At 27.2% G+C, this 16,301-nt stretch carries 15 protein-coding genes; 5 read left to right on the top strand and 10 right to left on the bottom strand.

The features are described 5' to 3' along the window. Positions 1-13 precede the first annotated feature (13 nt). From nuoF to GBG18_RS08755, 6 genes are all read right to left on the bottom strand, one after another. A complete protein-coding gene (nuoF, locus tag GBG18_RS08780; protein WP_152190288.1) occupies positions 14-1,261 on the bottom strand; it encodes an NADH-quinone oxidoreductase subunit NuoF in 1,248 nt (415 codons plus the stop codon). After that, positions 1,261-1,737, bottom strand: a complete 477-nt coding sequence (locus GBG18_RS08775; RefSeq protein WP_152190286.1) for an NADH-quinone oxidoreductase subunit NuoE family protein — start codon at positions 1,735-1,737, stop codon at positions 1,261-1,263. The genes nuoF and GBG18_RS08775 overlap by 1 nt, the downstream gene beginning before the upstream one ends. Continuing rightward, a complete protein-coding gene (locus tag GBG18_RS08770) occupies positions 1,737-3,371 on the bottom strand; it encodes an NADH-quinone oxidoreductase subunit D (RefSeq protein ID WP_152190285.1) in 1,635 nt (544 codons plus the stop codon). The genes GBG18_RS08775 and GBG18_RS08770 overlap by 1 nt, the downstream gene beginning before the upstream one ends. Next, positions 3,364-3,879, bottom strand: a complete 516-nt coding sequence (locus GBG18_RS08765) for an NADH-quinone oxidoreductase subunit B (RefSeq protein ID WP_152190283.1) — start codon at positions 3,877-3,879, stop codon at positions 3,364-3,366. Before GBG18_RS08765 ends, GBG18_RS08770 begins: the two co-directional genes overlap by 8 nt. Next, positions 3,870-4,232 carry an NADH-quinone oxidoreductase subunit A gene (locus tag GBG18_RS08760; RefSeq protein WP_152190281.1) on the bottom strand — a complete coding sequence of 121 codons (363 nt, stop codon included), beginning with the start codon at positions 4,230-4,232 and terminating at the stop codon, positions 3,870-3,872. Before GBG18_RS08760 ends, GBG18_RS08765 begins: the two co-directional genes overlap by 10 nt. A gap of 129 nt (positions 4,233-4,361) precedes the next feature. After that, a complete protein-coding gene (locus tag GBG18_RS08755) occupies positions 4,362-5,534 on the bottom strand; it encodes a MalY/PatB family protein (RefSeq protein WP_226896426.1) in 1,173 nt (390 codons plus the stop codon). A gap of 89 nt (positions 5,535-5,623) precedes the next feature. Here GBG18_RS08755 and GBG18_RS08750 point away from each other — a divergent pair, with 89 nt between their 5' ends. Beyond that, entirely contained in the window at positions 5,624-7,438 is a 1,815-nt protein-coding gene (locus GBG18_RS08750; RefSeq protein ID WP_152190279.1) for a menaquinone biosynthesis decarboxylase, read from the top strand. Positions 7,439-7,468: 30 nt separating this feature from the next. On the opposite strand, the gene GBG18_RS08745 is transcribed toward GBG18_RS08750, so the two are convergent. Genes GBG18_RS08745 through GBG18_RS08730 form a run of 4 tightly spaced genes read right to left on the bottom strand, consistent with a single transcriptional unit; the run spans position 7,469 to position 13,387 of the window. Further along, the gene (locus GBG18_RS08745; protein WP_152190277.1) at positions 7,469-9,745 is read right to left on the bottom strand and encodes a diguanylate cyclase; all 2,277 of its coding nucleotides are present in this window, start codon (positions 9,743-9,745) and stop codon (positions 7,469-7,471) included. Positions 9,746-9,772: 27 nt separating this feature from the next. Continuing rightward, on the bottom strand, positions 9,773-10,765 hold the full coding sequence (locus GBG18_RS08740) for an ABC transporter ATP-binding protein (RefSeq protein WP_152190276.1): 993 nt from the start codon (positions 10,763-10,765) through the stop codon (positions 9,773-9,775). 3 nt (positions 10,766-10,768) lie between these two features. Continuing rightward, positions 10,769-12,373 carry an ABC transporter permease gene (locus tag GBG18_RS08735; protein WP_152190274.1) on the bottom strand — a complete coding sequence of 535 codons (1,605 nt, stop codon included), beginning with the start codon at positions 12,371-12,373 and terminating at the stop codon, positions 10,769-10,771. A gap of 6 nt (positions 12,374-12,379) precedes the next feature. Further along, the gene (locus tag GBG18_RS08730; protein WP_152190272.1) at positions 12,380-13,387 is read right to left on the bottom strand and encodes a Fe(3+) ABC transporter substrate-binding protein; all 1,008 of its coding nucleotides are present in this window, start codon (positions 13,385-13,387) and stop codon (positions 12,380-12,382) included. A 171-nt stretch (positions 13,388-13,558) separates the two neighbouring features. On the opposite strand from GBG18_RS08730, the gene GBG18_RS08725 reads away from it, so the two are divergent. The 4 genes from GBG18_RS08725 to GBG18_RS08710 are packed head-to-tail and all read left to right on the top strand — an operon-like array spanning position 13,559 to position 16,207. Beyond that, positions 13,559-13,819 carry a hypothetical protein gene (locus GBG18_RS08725; RefSeq protein ID WP_152190270.1) on the top strand — a complete coding sequence of 87 codons (261 nt, stop codon included), beginning with the start codon at positions 13,559-13,561 and terminating at the stop codon, positions 13,817-13,819. Further along, on the top strand, positions 13,816-14,385 hold the full coding sequence (locus GBG18_RS08720; protein WP_152190268.1) for an anthranilate synthase component II: 570 nt from the start codon (positions 13,816-13,818) through the stop codon (positions 14,383-14,385). Before GBG18_RS08725 ends, GBG18_RS08720 begins: the two co-directional genes overlap by 4 nt. Continuing rightward, positions 14,382-15,581, top strand: a complete 1,200-nt coding sequence (locus tag GBG18_RS08715) for an ArnT family glycosyltransferase (protein ID WP_152190267.1) — start codon at positions 14,382-14,384, stop codon at positions 15,579-15,581. The genes GBG18_RS08720 and GBG18_RS08715 overlap by 4 nt, the downstream gene beginning before the upstream one ends. A 5-nt stretch (positions 15,582-15,586) precedes the next feature. Then, entirely contained in the window at positions 15,587-16,207 is a 621-nt protein-coding gene (locus GBG18_RS08710) for a type II secretion system protein (protein ID WP_193311105.1), read from the top strand. Positions 16,208-16,301 lie beyond the last annotated feature (94 nt).

The following is a 16,301-nucleotide window of genomic DNA, read 5'->3' as shown; positions in this document are numbered from 1 at the left end:
CCTAATATAAAATTTAATTTTTAAAGTATGCTTCAAATTCTTGCGGGAATTTTTGCACCATGCTTTGAATGATATCTTTAACAGCTGGTGCAAATACACAAATTGTTTTACCATTTAACGATACACATACATCAAGTATAGTATCTATATCTTTTTTTGATCCCTCACCTGCAAGAATTTTTGCTAGGATATCATCTATCCATCCACAACCCTCTCTACAAGGAGTACACTGTCCACATGATTCATGATGGTAAAACTCAATTAAGTTTTTTGCAGCTTCAACCATACAAGTATCTTCATCAATTACAATCATTCCTCCAGTTCCTAAAGTTGAACCAACATCCCACATAGACTCATAATCTAATACTGCGGATTCTACTTCTTTTGCTGTTAGAATAGGACACGAAGATCCTCCAGGAATAATTGCTTTTAATTTTTTACCATCTCTCATACCACCACCAACTTCATTTAAGAAGTCAATCATTTTGTTTCCAAATGCTAATTCGTAAACTCCTGGGTTTTTAACAGGCCCACTCATTGCGAATAACATTGTTCCAGGTGATTTTTCTGTTCCATAGGCTGTATAAGCTTCATAACCATTTTCAACAATAAAAGGTACGGTTGCAATTGTTTCAACATTATTTACAGTTGCTGGATTATCAAAGAACCATTCACACTCTTTACCATGTGGTTTTAGTCTTGGATGTCCCCTTTTACCCTCTAATGATTCAATAAGTGCAGACTTCTCCCCACAAATATAAGCTCCAGCTCCACGGTGAACTGTTATTTCCATTTTATAATCATGTCCCATAACACTATCACCAATAATACCAGCTGCATAAGCTTCTTGTATTGCTTCATCTACTCTATCAGAGAAAAATTTATATTCACCTCTTATGTAAATGTATGCATGATGAGCATTAATTGCGTATGATGAACAAATTATTCCTTCAATTAAAAGATGTGGGTCATATTGAAAAATTTGTCTATCTTTAAAAGTTCCAGGTTCACTTTCATCCCCATTTACAATTAAATATGCAGGTCTTGGATCATCTTTTGGCATAAGTTTCCACTTAGGACCACAAGCAGCTCCACCGCCTCCTTTTCCTCTTAACCCTGATTTGCAAACTTCTTCAGTTACTTCATCTGGTTTCATAGTAAAAAGTTTTTCTATTGAAGAATATGCACCATTTTTTTGTGCAACTTCTAGTTTATGATAGTCTGGAATATCAAATTTTTTGCTTACTACTTTAACTACCATTATTTACATCCTTCAACAAGTTTTTTTAAGGATTCAACACTTTGGTTTTCTTTGTAAACACCGTTAAATGCAAACATAGGTGCACCTCCACAAGCACCTAAACACTCAACTGCACTTAAATGAAACTTTCCATCTTCACTTGTTTGTCCAGGTTCAATACCAACAGTGTCTTTCATAAATTTAATTAAATCATTAGCACCCATTAACATACAAGATAATGTTTTACATACTTCAATATGATAAGTACCAATTGGTTTTAAATTAAACATAGTATAAAAAGTTGCAACTTCATATACTTGAATTGGAGTTTTTTTAAGTTTATTAGCTATAAATATCATAGCTTCTGGAGATATCCAGTTTTCTTGTTCTTGTACTAACCATAAACAAGGAAGCATCATAGCATCTGAATTAGGATATTTCTTTAGTTGTTCTTGGAACTTTTCTTCATTTTCTTTTGTAAATACAAATGTTTTCATTATCTATCAAACTCCCCAGCAATAAAGTTCATACTAGCCATTGTAACAACAGCATCTGCAAGCATTCCACCTTCAACTATATTAGAATAAGCACCAAGTGAGTAAAAACAAGGTGGTCTACATTTTACTTTATAAGGTCTTCCTTCTCCATCACTTACTATAAAGAATCCAAGCTCTCCATTTCCAGCTTCAATTGAAGAATAATATTCACCTTTTGGTACTTTTATACCTTCAAATGTAAGTTTAAATTGATTCATTAAACCTTCAATATTTCCATATACATCTTTTTTAGATGGTAATAAGATACCAGGTGCATCAACATTTATAGGACCATCTGGTAATTCTTTCATAGCTTGTCTAATAATTTTTGTACTTTGAACCATTTCTTCAAATCTACACATCATTCTGTCATAAACATCACCATGAGAACCTACAACAACATCAAAGTCATAGTTTTCATAACCATAATAAGGCTTATCTTTTCTTAAGTCATGTGCAACACCTGTTGCTCTTAAATTAACACCTGAAATTCCTGCATTTAAAGCAAAGTCAGATTTAATAACACCAACATCTTGTGTTCTATCATGGAATATTCTATTATGTGCGATTAAACTTAATGCATCAGAACATGCAGTTTCAACTTCTTTTAATACATTTTCTAAATCATCTGCAAAACCATCATATAAGTCAAACTCTAAGCCACCAATTCTTGTATAAGTATTTGTAAGTCTAGCACCTGTTAATTTTGATAATAAATCATAAGCAGTATCACGAGGAGCAAATAAGTACCAGAAGTTAGTTAAACCTCCTAAATCAACCATATTTGCAGCATTACAAACAAGGTGATCTATGATTCTACTTAACTCTCCAATTATAACTCTAATTGATTTAGCACGTTGCGTAATATCAATATTTAACATCTCTTCAACAGCTTTTGAATAACCAATATTATTCAAAATTGCACTACAGTAATTTAATCTATCTGTGTATGGAATTACTTGTGAGTATGTATGATTTTCACACGATTTTTCAAAACCTCTGTGTAAGTATCCAATTTCAGTAACACAAGCTGTTATTGTTTCACCTTCCATTGCTACAAAGTTTCTAATAGTACCATGTGATGCTGGATGTGATGGTCCAACATTTAGAAGCATTAAATCATTAACTTCTTCAGGTGTATATCCTTTACTAGTAAGTAAAGGATTCATTTCATCCATTAAATCTTCAGTTTCTGTACAGATTTGACCTTTTGTGATTTCATAATCTTTTCTTAAAGGATGACCTACAAATTGATGATGATTTAAAACTCTTTTTAAATTTGGATGACCATTAAAGTTTACACCATATTGGTCATAAGCTTCTCTTTCAGCCCAATTTGCAGATTTGTAAATATCACTTAAAGAATCTACTGTTAGCGTATTGTCATCAACATATGATTTTATACTTATTTGTTTTTTAAATGTTGCATCTCTTAATATATAAACTACTGCAAATCTTGAAGGAGTTACATCAGGATATTTTAAATAATCAACTACAGTAATATCTAAAAGGATTGAATAGTTTTCTTCATTTTTTAATTTTAATATAGTTGCTTTGATCTCATTTGATTCAATTAACATATCACATTTAAGCATCTAAGAATCCTTTATAATCTTTTACTCTATCTTTTATAATTGATTCGTCATTCGCTTTTTCTTGAATTCTCATAATTGCATCAAGCACGGCTTCTGGTCTTGGAGGGCAACCTGCTACATATTCATCTACTGGAATAATTTGATCAATTCCTTGTAAAGTTGTATAGTTATCATAAAATCCACCAGAACATGCACATGCTCCCATTGAGATTACCCATTTAGGCTCACACATTTGCTCATAAATTTTCTTTAAAATAGGTGCTTGTTTATATGAAATAGTTCCTGCAACAATTAATAAGTCAGCTTGTCTTGGAGAAAATCTTACAACTTCAGCTCCAAATCTAGATAAATCGTATTTAGCTCCTGCAACACTCATGAATTCAATTCCACAGCATGCAGTTCCAAATACCATAGGCCATAAAGAGTAAGATCTACCCCAGTTTATTGCGTGATCAAGTTTTGTTGTAACTATTGAATCACCTAACGCAGCTTCAGCTCCTAATCCCATGATAATGCCTTTTTCTTATAAATATAGATTAACCCTGAAAATAAAAGTCCCATAAACATGAACATTTCAAAAAGTCCTAGATAGCCTAGTTCTTTAATATTTACAGCCCAAGGAAACATAAAAATTATTTCCACATCAAATAGAACAAATAAAATTGCAACAAGATAAAACTTGATTGAAAATCTTATGTTTGTATTTCCTACAGGGTTTGAAACACCACTTTCATAAACTGTATTTTTCATTTGAGCTAATTCATCTTTAGGTCCTATATACCTTGTAAGTACAAAAACACCTACTAGAATGAAACCAATTGTAACAAAAATAACAGATGCAAGAACTAATTCTGTTGACATTTCATATCCTATTTATTAATATTGTTTTAGGATTGTACACTAATTTTACATACTTAGAAAGCTTTTAAGAGCTTTGCTAAAGTATAATTAAAATAGTGAGAAAAAAGGTAATACTTTGCTATTTTATTGCTATTTAAAGTTCTTACTAATATCTATTAGAGCGACTTTTAGAGCATCTTTACGTAAAGCTACATTAAGTCTAAAATAAGAATCACCATTGCTACCAAATGAAACACCATCATTTAATGCTACTTTTGATTGTGTTAATAATATATTTTTTATTTCTTTATGAGAATGTGAAGTATTTTTAAAATTTAACCATAAAAGATATGTTGCTTCTGGTAACAAAAAGTTTATTTTTGGACTATTCTCTAAAAGAAAGTTTTTTGTAAACTCCATATTTTCTTGTAAATATTCTTTTAATTCATCGACATAAATAGCACCATTTTCATAAGCAGCCTTTGTTGAGATATAACCAAAAAAGTTAACAGAATTAATTTCTCTTTTTTGAGCTATTATTTTAAATCTACTTAGTATTTTACTATTTTTACTAATTGCATAAGCACAATTAAGTCCTGCTATATTAAATGTTTTTCCTGCTGAATTAAGAGTAATCGTTATATTTGAAATCTCTTCTGAAATAGAAGCAAGTGGTGTGAATTTTTTAAATGTTACATCTGAATGAATTTCATCTGACACAATTACTATATTATTCTCAATACATATTTTTGCTAAATCCTCAAGCTCTTCTTTACTCCAAACTCTTCCAACAGGATTGTGTGGGGAACATAAACAAAGTATTTTTGTTTTTTTAGTTATTTTAGATTTTAAATCTTCTAAATCCATTGTGTAATAGCCATCTTTTTCTTTTAATTCATTAATAACAACTTTTCTATTATTTGCTTTAACACTTTTAAATAATGGAGGGTAAACAGGAGTTTGAACAATAACTTCATCATCAATATCACTGTAAGCTTCAATACAAGCAGAATAAGCTGGAACTACACCATTTATCATATAAATGTCTTTTTTCTCTATTTCCCAATTATGTCTATTTTTTTGCCATGATATTATGGCATTATAAGTTTGATCATCATCAATACTATAGCCATAAACTGAATTTTGGGCTGCTTTTATTATTTCATCATTTATAAAAGTAGGAGTTTTAAAATCCATATCAGCTACCCAAAGTGGATTTAAGTCTTCATATCCAAAGTATTTTTTTAATCCATCATATTTGGCACAATTTGTACCTTTTCTATCTATTTTTTCATCAAAATTGTAATTAATTTTATTAAGCATATATAAATCCTCTACCATAAACTATATTTTATTGATAAGATGATATAAGATTTATACTAATTACCTTATTAGGTTACACAGAGGAAAATATGAAAAAAGCAATTGAACTATTAAAAAAGAATGATTTATTAAGAATTATAGATGATGAACTAGATATTAATTTAGAAATTCCACACATAGCATATATTGAAGTAAAGAAAGAGGATTCAAAAGCCTTACTTTTTACTAATGTTATTGATAAAGAAAACAATAAAAAATTTGATATACCTGTTTTAATGAATGTATTTTGTAATGAAAAAGCAGTAAAACTGTTTATTGGTGATGGAGATAAAATAGGTAATGAGATTGAAAGCTTATTAAAGATGAAGCCACCAACAACTATTAGTGAAAAACTGTCTACTTTTGGAAAACTATTTGCATTAAAAAATACAATTCCTAAAAAGAATAAAGGTAAGGGTGAGTGTCAAGAAGTAATTAAATTAGGAGCTGATGCTAAATTATCTGATTTACCAGTTTTGACTACTTGGGAACAAGATGGAGGTCCTTTTATTACAATGGGACAAGTTTATACAACATCTTTAAATGGAGAAATGAAGAACTTAGGAATGTATAGATTACAAGTTTATGCTGATAATACTGTAGGACTTCATTGGCAAATTCATAAAGACTCAAATCATTTTTTCCATGAATACAAAAAAGCAGGTAAAAAAATGCCAGTTTCTGTTGGTATTGGTGGAGATCCTATGTATATTTGGTGTGGGCAAGCACCTCTTCCTATAGGTATTTTTGAGTTAATGTTATATGGTTTTGTAAAAGGGAAAAATGCTCAACTTGTAAAATCTATTACAAATGATATTTGGGTTCCAAAAGATAATGACTTTATTATTGAAGGTTTTGTAGATCCAAGTAAGCTAAGAATTGAAGGGCCTTTTGGAGATCACACAGGTTATTATACACTTGAAGAAGAGTATCCTTTTATGGAAGTAACAGCAATTACACACAAAAAAGAACCAACATATTTAGCAACAGTTGTAGGAAAACCGCCATTAGAAGATAAATATATGGGACATGCAACTGAAAGAATCTTTTTACCATTACTTAAAACAACTGCACCAGATTTAATTGATTATTATATGCCAGAAAATGGAGTATTTCATAATCTAATTTTAGCAAAAATTAAAACTTTATATCCAGGTCATGCGCAGCAAATGATGCATGCATTTTGGGGAGTAGGGCAAATGTCTTTTGTAAAACATGCTATTTTTGTAGGTGAAGATGCACCTTTATTAACAGACCATGATGGAATTATTAGACATATATTAAATAGAGTTGATATTGAAGAGATATTAATTACAAGAGGTGTTGTTGATGCATTGGATCACTCAAGTCCTAAGTTTGCAGTTGGTGGAAAGCTTGGCCTTGATTGTACTGGTGATGAAGTTGATGAACTTGGTATTGAAGTTTTAAGTGATAAAGATTTACTTGAAAAAATGCAAGAAATAACTAGTGAAATAAAAGATTTAAAACAATATTATAAAGATACAAAAAATCCACTAACTGTTATAACTGTAGAGAAAACTAGAAATCAAAAAGAACTTTTTGAAGATTTAAAACCTCTATACGGAAATTTAAAAATTTTAGTAATTGTTGATTCTTCAAATCAAAATGATGTAGAAAACTCTTATATGTTAGTTTGGAGAGTTGTAAATAATATGGATTCAAATAGAGATGTGTATATTGAAAACAATACAATTTGTATTGATAGTACAAATAAAAATGCCTTAGATAACTTTAAAAGAAGATGGCCAGATGATGTTGATTGTACGCCTAGTGTACTTAAGTCACTTCAAGAACGTGGAGTTATTGACATAAGTGATGAGTTTAAAAAAGAGTATCAATTATAAATAAAAGCAGAGCATTTTAGCTCTGTTTCTTTATAATATTTTTACTGCATTCTTCCCTTTGTTTTTTACATAATACATAGCTTCATCTGCTCTTTTTATCAAATCTTTTTTTGTATCATTTGGTGTATACTGAGTAATTCCTATACTAATTGTAAGTTGCTTATTTATCTCAAAATTATTTTTTAAAACAAGTTCTCTTAGATTATTTGCTAAGATAAATGCTTTATTTGAAGTTGTATTAGGAAGAATTATTATAAATTCTTCTCCTCCCCATCTTCCGATAATATCACTATCTCGTATGTTCTTTGAAACTAAAGATGCTAATTTAATAAGAACATTATCTCCTTTTATATGACCAAAATCATCATTTATTAGTTTAAAATCATCTATGTCAAAAAATATAACTGAGAATGTTTCATCAAATAATTTGGCTTTTTTAATCTCCTCTTTAAGAACAGAATCAATTTTTGCTCTATTAAATATTTTTGTTAAACTATCTTTATTTGCATAATCTTTTAAAGTCTCTTCTGCTTTTTTTCTTTTACTTATCTCTTTTCTCATTTTATTATTAACCAATAATATTATAATAATAGCAAATAAAAGAGGAAGAATAAATTTATATATCCATGAATAATCGTTTACTTTTTCAAATATAATTAACTGGTATTTCTTTACAATTTCCTCTTTCTCTTTTTTACTAATTAAGGGTATGATTTTATTAATAATATCAATTAGTACAAAATTCTCTTTATTTGTTGATACTCTCATTTCTAAATTATAAGGAAGGCTTCCCGAAATTTTTATAGTAGATAGTTTTCTTATAATTATTTCGTGTGAAAGAGATAAAATATTGTCTATAAAACCAAAAGCTTTTTCTTTTTTTATTAAAGTAAAAGCTTCTTTTTTTGTATCAGCTAGAATAAAATCTATATTTTTGTATTTTGATTTTAATTCATTGTAAATATTAGAGTTTTTTAAGACTACAAGTTTTTGTTTTTTTAAAATTGAAAGGTCTGTAATTAAGTTTTTATCATGAGTAGTTGCAATAGCCATTGGAATTTTTAAAATAGGTTCGCTATATAAAGTTTTGGCTAAATTAACTTGATTAGTTGAGTAATTAAATCCTAAATGAATACTATTGGTTCTAAGATTATTAAATATTGATGGATTTGTAGGTTTTTCAATCACATTATCCGCTATATTCATTTTTTTACTTAAAAGCCCAAATAAATCTGTTTCAATTCCTTTAATCTCATTATCATCTATATAAGAAAAAGGTCTATTTTTTATATTTGTAAGTAGAGTAAATTTATTATCTTTAATAAAATCATTCTCTAATTTATTAAGAATTACTTTTTGATTATTAAAAATAAAATTATCAAAACTAACGTTAGTTTTACCTGTAAAGCCTAAAACTGAGTATAATCTTTTTATTTCATTGATTTTCTTTTGATCAATAAATCCTAAGGGTTTATCATCTACTCTTTGGGCTAATTTTTTTAAAATTTGACCTTCATAAATTAAAGATTCTAAGCTTTTATTTTGAGTATTATATTTCTCATAAATTAGTTTAGCAGTTTCTTCTATATTTGAAAAAGCGTAATTCCAACCTTGCATACTAGCAGTATGAAAATCTTTGACCCTTTTAGGATTATTTTCAAGCTCATCGTTTGAAGTAAATAATATTCCTCCATAAAAATCAAAACCATAATCACTTGGATTAAAAATATTAAACTCTATATTTCTATTTTTTAGAATAAATGGTTCGTTAGATAAATAACAAGCCATTGCATCAGTCTTGCCATTTATTAAATCCTCAAGATTAAAAGAGTGTGGAATGAACTCAATATTCTCTAGTTGTAGATTTTGAGATTTTATCATAGAGTGAATACTAACAGTATCTTTTGCATCAGAAGTTAGCATTACCTTTTTATTTTTCAAATCAAGTAAAGTATTTATTTTGGATTTTTTTAAAGTTATTAATGTCATTGGGGAATTTTGATATATTGCAGCTAGAAGTACAATATTTTTATTATGTAATTTATCTATTATTAAAGAAGATTTTCCAATACCATATGTATTTGAGTTGTTTATTACATTTTCTACAAGGCTTACATTATTACTAAACTCTTTAATAGTTACATCTAAATTATTATTTTTGTAAAAGCCTTTTTCTTTTGCAGTATAATAACCTGCAAATTGAAATTGATTTAGCCAGTCTAGTTGTAAAGTAATTTTATTATTTTCTTGCGAAAAAAGACTTGACATTGATATGATTAATATAAAAACAATATTTTTAATCTTCATAAAAATATTATACTCTAATTATACTGTTTATTTTAATATGATTTGTATATCTTCTTTTTTTATATTTAAATAAAATTTATTTTCTAAATTAATCTGTTCTAATGAAGATTTAATCATTATTAATTTATTTTCTTTATCAGATTTTATTTTTATTAGTACTTCATAATATTCTCCACAAAAAGATTTATCTATTATTTCTACTTCAAATAAACTACTTTCATTTGATATTTTACATTTTGATATTTCTATTATTGCAATTTGTTCTTCAGATAAAGCAATATCAAAATCTTTTATAATTTCAATAGGTAGTATATTGATTTCAGCTAAAAAATTTGCAACATAATAATTTATAGGTTTAGTATAAATAGCTTTAGTAGTATCAAATTGAAGTAGTTTTTTATCATGTATTATTCCAATTTTATCTGAAATACTTAAAGCTTCTTTCTTATCATGTGTTACTAAAATTGCAGATAGGTTATATTTTTTTATAAGATTTTTAAGCCACATTTTTGTTTTATATCTAAGTTGTGAATCAAGGTTTGCAAAAGGTTCATCAAGAAGTAAGATTTTTGGTTTGTTAGCCATTGCTCTTGCAATTGCAACCCTTTGTTGCTGCCCACCTGAAAGTTGATGAATCTGTTTTTTTCTATGAGGAATAATATCAAATTGTTCTAATAATTCATCTACTCTTTTATTTCTATCTTTACGTGAAAGTTTATCTAAAGCAAATGATATATTCTCTTCTACATCTAAATGAGGAAAAAGTGCATAGTCTTGAAAAATATAGCCAACTTCTCTATCTTGCTTATAAACCTCTTTTGAAGAAACGCATACTTCTCCAATACATATATTTCCATCATGTTCTCGCTGTAGTCCTGCAATAGTTCGTAGAATTGTTGTTTTCCCACAACCACTTTGACCAAGAAGAGTTACTATCTCTCCATTTTGTACAGAAAAATTTATATCTTCTAAAATCTGTGTATCATTAAATTTAATACTTAAATTATTTACATTAACCATTATTTAAACCTTATTCATATTTTTTGCTAAAAGTATTACGGAAATCATTCCAATTAATATTATAAACATAGAAGGAACAGATGATTCTACTATTTGTCCTTGTTGTGTTAATTCTAAAGCTCTAACTGCAAGTGTGTCATAATTAAAGGGTCTTAGAATCATAGTAAGAGGAAGCTCTTTTATTACCTCAATAAAGATAACAATAAATGCTGCAAAAGCAGAGTTCTTTAATAAAGGAACATAGATTTTTAAAAATGTTTTTAAATCACCTATTTTAAAAATAAATGCTGCATCATCATAAGAGTTAGGAATTCTTGAAAAACCTGACTCAAAAGTATTAATTGAAATTGCTAAAAATCTAACACAATAACCAAAGATAATAGCAACAATACTTCCTGATATTATAAATGTTGTAGATATAAAATCAATTACATATTTATCTATAATTGAAAAGAAAGATAAGATACCAACAGCTACAACAGCACCTGGAACTGAATATCCAAGTTTAACAATTTGAGTCAATACTGAAGAACTAGTATCTTTGTTTATTCTTACATTATATACAAATAAAAATGCAAGAGCAGTGATTAAAAAAGCACTTCCAAAACCTAAGCTTAGTGTCTGATATAATAAAGTCATAAAGTCTTCATCAATAATATCTTCATAAGATTGCATAAACCAAAAACATAATTGAATAAATGGTAATAAAAATCCTAAGAAAAATGGAATAAAACAAGCGCTACTTGCTAAAATATTTTGAATACCTTTTAATTTTATTTTTTCAATTGGTCTAAAATCTTTACCTGAACTTTTATAAAGTTTGTTTCTTCTTTGAATTTTTTCTAAAACTATTAGAATAAATAAAAAAGTCATTAGAATACTTGCAAGTTTTGAAGCATCTTCAATACTTCCCATTCCAAGCCAAGTTCTAAATATTCCTGTAACAAATGTACTAACTCCAAAATAATCCATAACTCCAAAATCACTAACTGCTTCCATAACAGCTAGAGTAACACCAGCAACAATAGCAGGTCTAGATATTGGTAAAATTACTTTTCTTAATATTTTCCAAGTTGATAAATTAAATGTTTTAGAAGCTTCAATAATTGATGCTGATTCAAAAGAAAGATAAGTCTTACAAATTAAATAAACATAAGGATATAAAACTAATGACATAACTATAATAGCACCTTCTATTGACATAATATCAAAGAAATAAACTTCATTAATACTCATACCTAAAATATTTAAAATAAAAGTAGTCACACTTCCAGTAATATCAAACATTCCTCCATAAATAAAAGCCATTATATATGTAGGTATTGCAAAAGGAAGTATAAGTGCATAATGGAAAAATTTAGAGAAAGAGAAAGTATATAAAGAAGTTAAATAAGCAGTTGTAAAGCCTATTATGGACGTAAGTATTGCTACACCTATCATGATGTATAGAGAGTTAAATATATATTCAAATAAAAGAGTCTCTTTTAAGTGTTGCCAGTTTTGGCTATCACCTATAAATAAATATAAAAATATAATTAATGCCGGAGCACTAATAAGTAGTGTTAAAAAAACACTACTTATTTTAATTTTTGAAAAGTTGTTTATCAATATTTATTACTTCCATCCTGCTTTATCAAAGATTTTTACTGCAGCTTTATTGTTTTGTCCTAAAGTATTAATTGAAATATTATCATCTTCAAATGTACCCCATGAAGATACTAATTCTGATGCTTTAACACCTTTTAATACTGGATATTCGTAATTACCCTGTGCAAATAACTTCTGTGCTTCTTTTGATGCCATAAACTCTATAAACTTAATTGCATTATCTTTATTTGGAGAATATTTAGCAACTCCTGCACCAGATACATTTATATGTGTTCCACCATTTTCAAATTTAGGAAATAAAACTTTAACTTTTTTAACTGCTTCTCTTTGTGATGCATCTTTATTGTCAACCATTTTACCAATATAATACGTATTTGCAATAGCAATTTGTCCAATTCCATTTGCAACAGCTTTAACTTGATACCTATCGTTCCCTTTTGGAGCTTTTGCCATATTAGCAACAACACCTTTTGCCCAATTTAATGAGTACTCTTCTCCATGATGTGCAATCATTGCAGCCATTAGTGATTGATTATAAATATTATTTGAAGATCTAACCATAATCTGACCTTTAAATTCAGGTTTCGCTAAATCTTCATATGTCGTTAATTTACTTTCAATACCAGAACCTATTTTATATAAAGCAACTCTTGATCTTTTTGTTAGAGCATACCATTTATTATCTATATCTCTCAAATTAGCTGGAATATTTTCATTTAAATAATCTGAATTAATAGCTTGTAAAATATCTTTTTGCTTTGCTTGATATAATCTACCTGCATCAACAGTAATTAATACATCTGCTGGAGATTTAACACCTTCTGACTCTATTCTTTTAATTAAAGCACTTGCTTTTGCATTTACAACATTTACTTTTATACCAGTTTTTTCTTCAAACATTTTAAATAGTTTTTTATCAGTATCATAATGTCTATGAGAATATACATTTACTTCGCTACTTGCGAATAATGAGCTTGTTAATACTAAAGCACTTAATGCTAATTTTTTAATCATAATTTTCCTTCTTATTTTACCTGTAATGATAATTGTTATTAGAATTATAAAAAAATAAAGCTTTATTGTTTCTTAATACTAAGAATGATTATCAAATCTATTTCTATTTATTTTAACTTATTGAAATTTATTTATGGATATAATATCCTCAAATAATAAAGGGAAACTATAATGAGCGTAATTTTTGAATCAGTAATTAAATGTAATGACTTAGGATTTGCATATATAGAATTAAAAGACACAGTAACACAAAGAATAGAAATTTGTAATGATTTAGAAGATTTTTCTAAGAAGATTGAAGAGTTAGGTTCTGATTATGGTGGAAGAATAGATGAAGTTAAATGGTCTGCAGATGATAATGTACCACAAAGTGAAATTGATAAAATAAAATTAGCAATGCTTAAGTATCAAGAGGAAATTGAAAAAAAATGATTTTAATGATAGATAATTATGATTCCTTTACATATAATATTGTTCAATATTGCTTAGAATTAGGTGCAGATTTAAAAGTTATTAGAAATGATGAATTAAGTGTTGAAGAAATAGAAAAACTAAATCCAGAAAAGATAATAATATCTCCAGGACCTGCAACTCCAAATGAAGCTGGTGTTTGTTTAGATGTAATAAAACATTTTTCAAATAAAATACCAATCTTTGGAATTTGTTTAGGACATCAAAGCATTGCACAAGTATTTGGAGCTGAAGTAATTCGTGCTAAAAATATGATGCATGGAAAAACTTCCAAAGTAAAAGTATTAAAAGACACAGTTATTTTCAAAGGTTTACCTTCTGAATTTGTAGAAACTAGATATCATTCATTAAGTGTAAATAAAAATAATTTACCCTCTATTGTAATTCCTACATCAATTAGTTTAGATGATGATGAGATTATGTCTTTAGAGATTAAAGATAAACAAATATATGGAGTACAATTTCATCCTGAATCAATTATGAGTGAGCATGGATATGAAATGATAGATAACTTCTTAAAACTATGACAAATACAAATAAATACAATTACTATTTTTATGCTTTATTAACATTACTAGTTTTTGTATTATTGTTTGTTGCAAATACTCTTAGTATCTCATATAAAGAGTCTTTAAACGTATTTGTAAATACTTCTGTTTTAACTTATATTACTAAAGCCTCACTTTATATATTTGGCCAAAATGATATATCATTAAGATTACCTTTTATAATTTTATATATTTTAAGTGTTTTATTAATGTATAAAATTACAGATAAATATTTTAAATATGAAAGTGATAGGTTAATATCAATTTGTATTTTTATGCTTCTTCCGGGTGTTTTAAGTGCCTCTTTATTAGTAAATAGTGCAATATTAGTTACTTTTTTTACATTGTTATATTTATATTATTATAAAGTAACAAACAAACACTCTTATGTCCTTTTATTTATATTTGTATTTATTGATAACTCTTTTGCTATATTATTCTTAGCATTATTCTTCTATTCTTTAAAAGACAGAAAAAATAAGAAAAATACCTTACTTTGGGTTTCTTTATTCCTTTTTGCATTATCTATGTATATCTATGGTTTCACAACTGAAGGAAAACCAAAAGGCTTTTTTTTAGATACATTTGCAATTTATGCAACAATATTTTCACCCTTACTTTTTGTGTATTTCTTTTATTCAATATATAGAGTAGGGTTTAAAGAAAAAGAAAAATCTTTAACTTGGTATATTTCTACAACTGCTTTATTAGTATCTTTTCTTTTCTCATTTAGACAAAGAGTATATATTGAAGATTTTGCACCATATGTTGTAATATCTTTACCCTTTATGCTAAAGATTTTTTTCCATTCATATCGTGTTAGATTAAAAGAGTTTAGAAAAAAACATAATATTGTTGTAGTGCTAGTTCTTTTTATGTTATTTACAAATGTATTGTTTACTTTTATAAATAAACCATTATATATAATACTTCCAAATCCTAAAAAACACTTTGTTTATAAATACCATTTTATAAAAGAGTTAGCTGGAGAAATGAAAAAACATAATATTAATTTTATCTCAAGTGATGATAAACGTTTATTATTACGATTGAGATTCTATGGCATAGTTGAAGGGAAAAAACATTTTATTAGTTTAAATAAATTCTCTAACTATGAAAAGAAAATGACAGTTAGTTATTACAATAAAGATCTTTATAAAGTTTATATAAAATAAAACTTATGAAAAAAGCCTTTTCCCTTTTAGAAATACTTTTAATAATCTCATTATTAGGGATTCTATATACTGCTTTTATTCCTAAATCACAAATTAATAAAATTGATGAATTAACAAATAGATTGATTCTATATTTAAAACAAACAAGATATCAAGCTTTGATAAATGATAAACATGATCAAGATGATAGCTATTGGCATAAAAAAAGATGGACATTAAAGTTCTTTAGATGTAGAAAAGATGTAGGAGGTATTTACTATTCAATTTATAGTGACAATAATTCATCTGGACATCCTAGTATTGAAGATAGTTTAAAAGATAGTCTAACTTTAAAAAATATTTATAGTACAAATTATTGTAAAGAGAATATTAATAACAGTAAATATGTATTAATAAGTCAAAACTTTAATATTGAAGATGTAGTTATCTCTTGTAATGAAACAAGTTCCTTGGGACAACTATCTTTTGGAGCAGATGGAAAAATATACTCAAAATTAAGTAATAATGTAAATGACAATACTTCACATGAAATAAAGAACAAGTGTAAAATAAAACTATCAGACCATTTAGGTGAAGAACGAACTATTGTATTAGAAAGTAATACTGGATATATCTATAAAGAATAGAATAAAAACTATAAATTTAATAAAAACAACAAAAACCCAAGAAAAACATAGTAAAACTCCGAAAAGACAAGAATTTTAAAAATTTAAGCTTCTT

It is taken from the genome of Poseidonibacter ostreae, assembly GCF_009208075.1.
Lineage (GTDB): Bacteria > Campylobacterota > Campylobacteria > Campylobacterales > Arcobacteraceae > Poseidonibacter > Poseidonibacter ostreae.
This window is presented reverse-complemented; position numbering and strand designations above follow the sequence as displayed.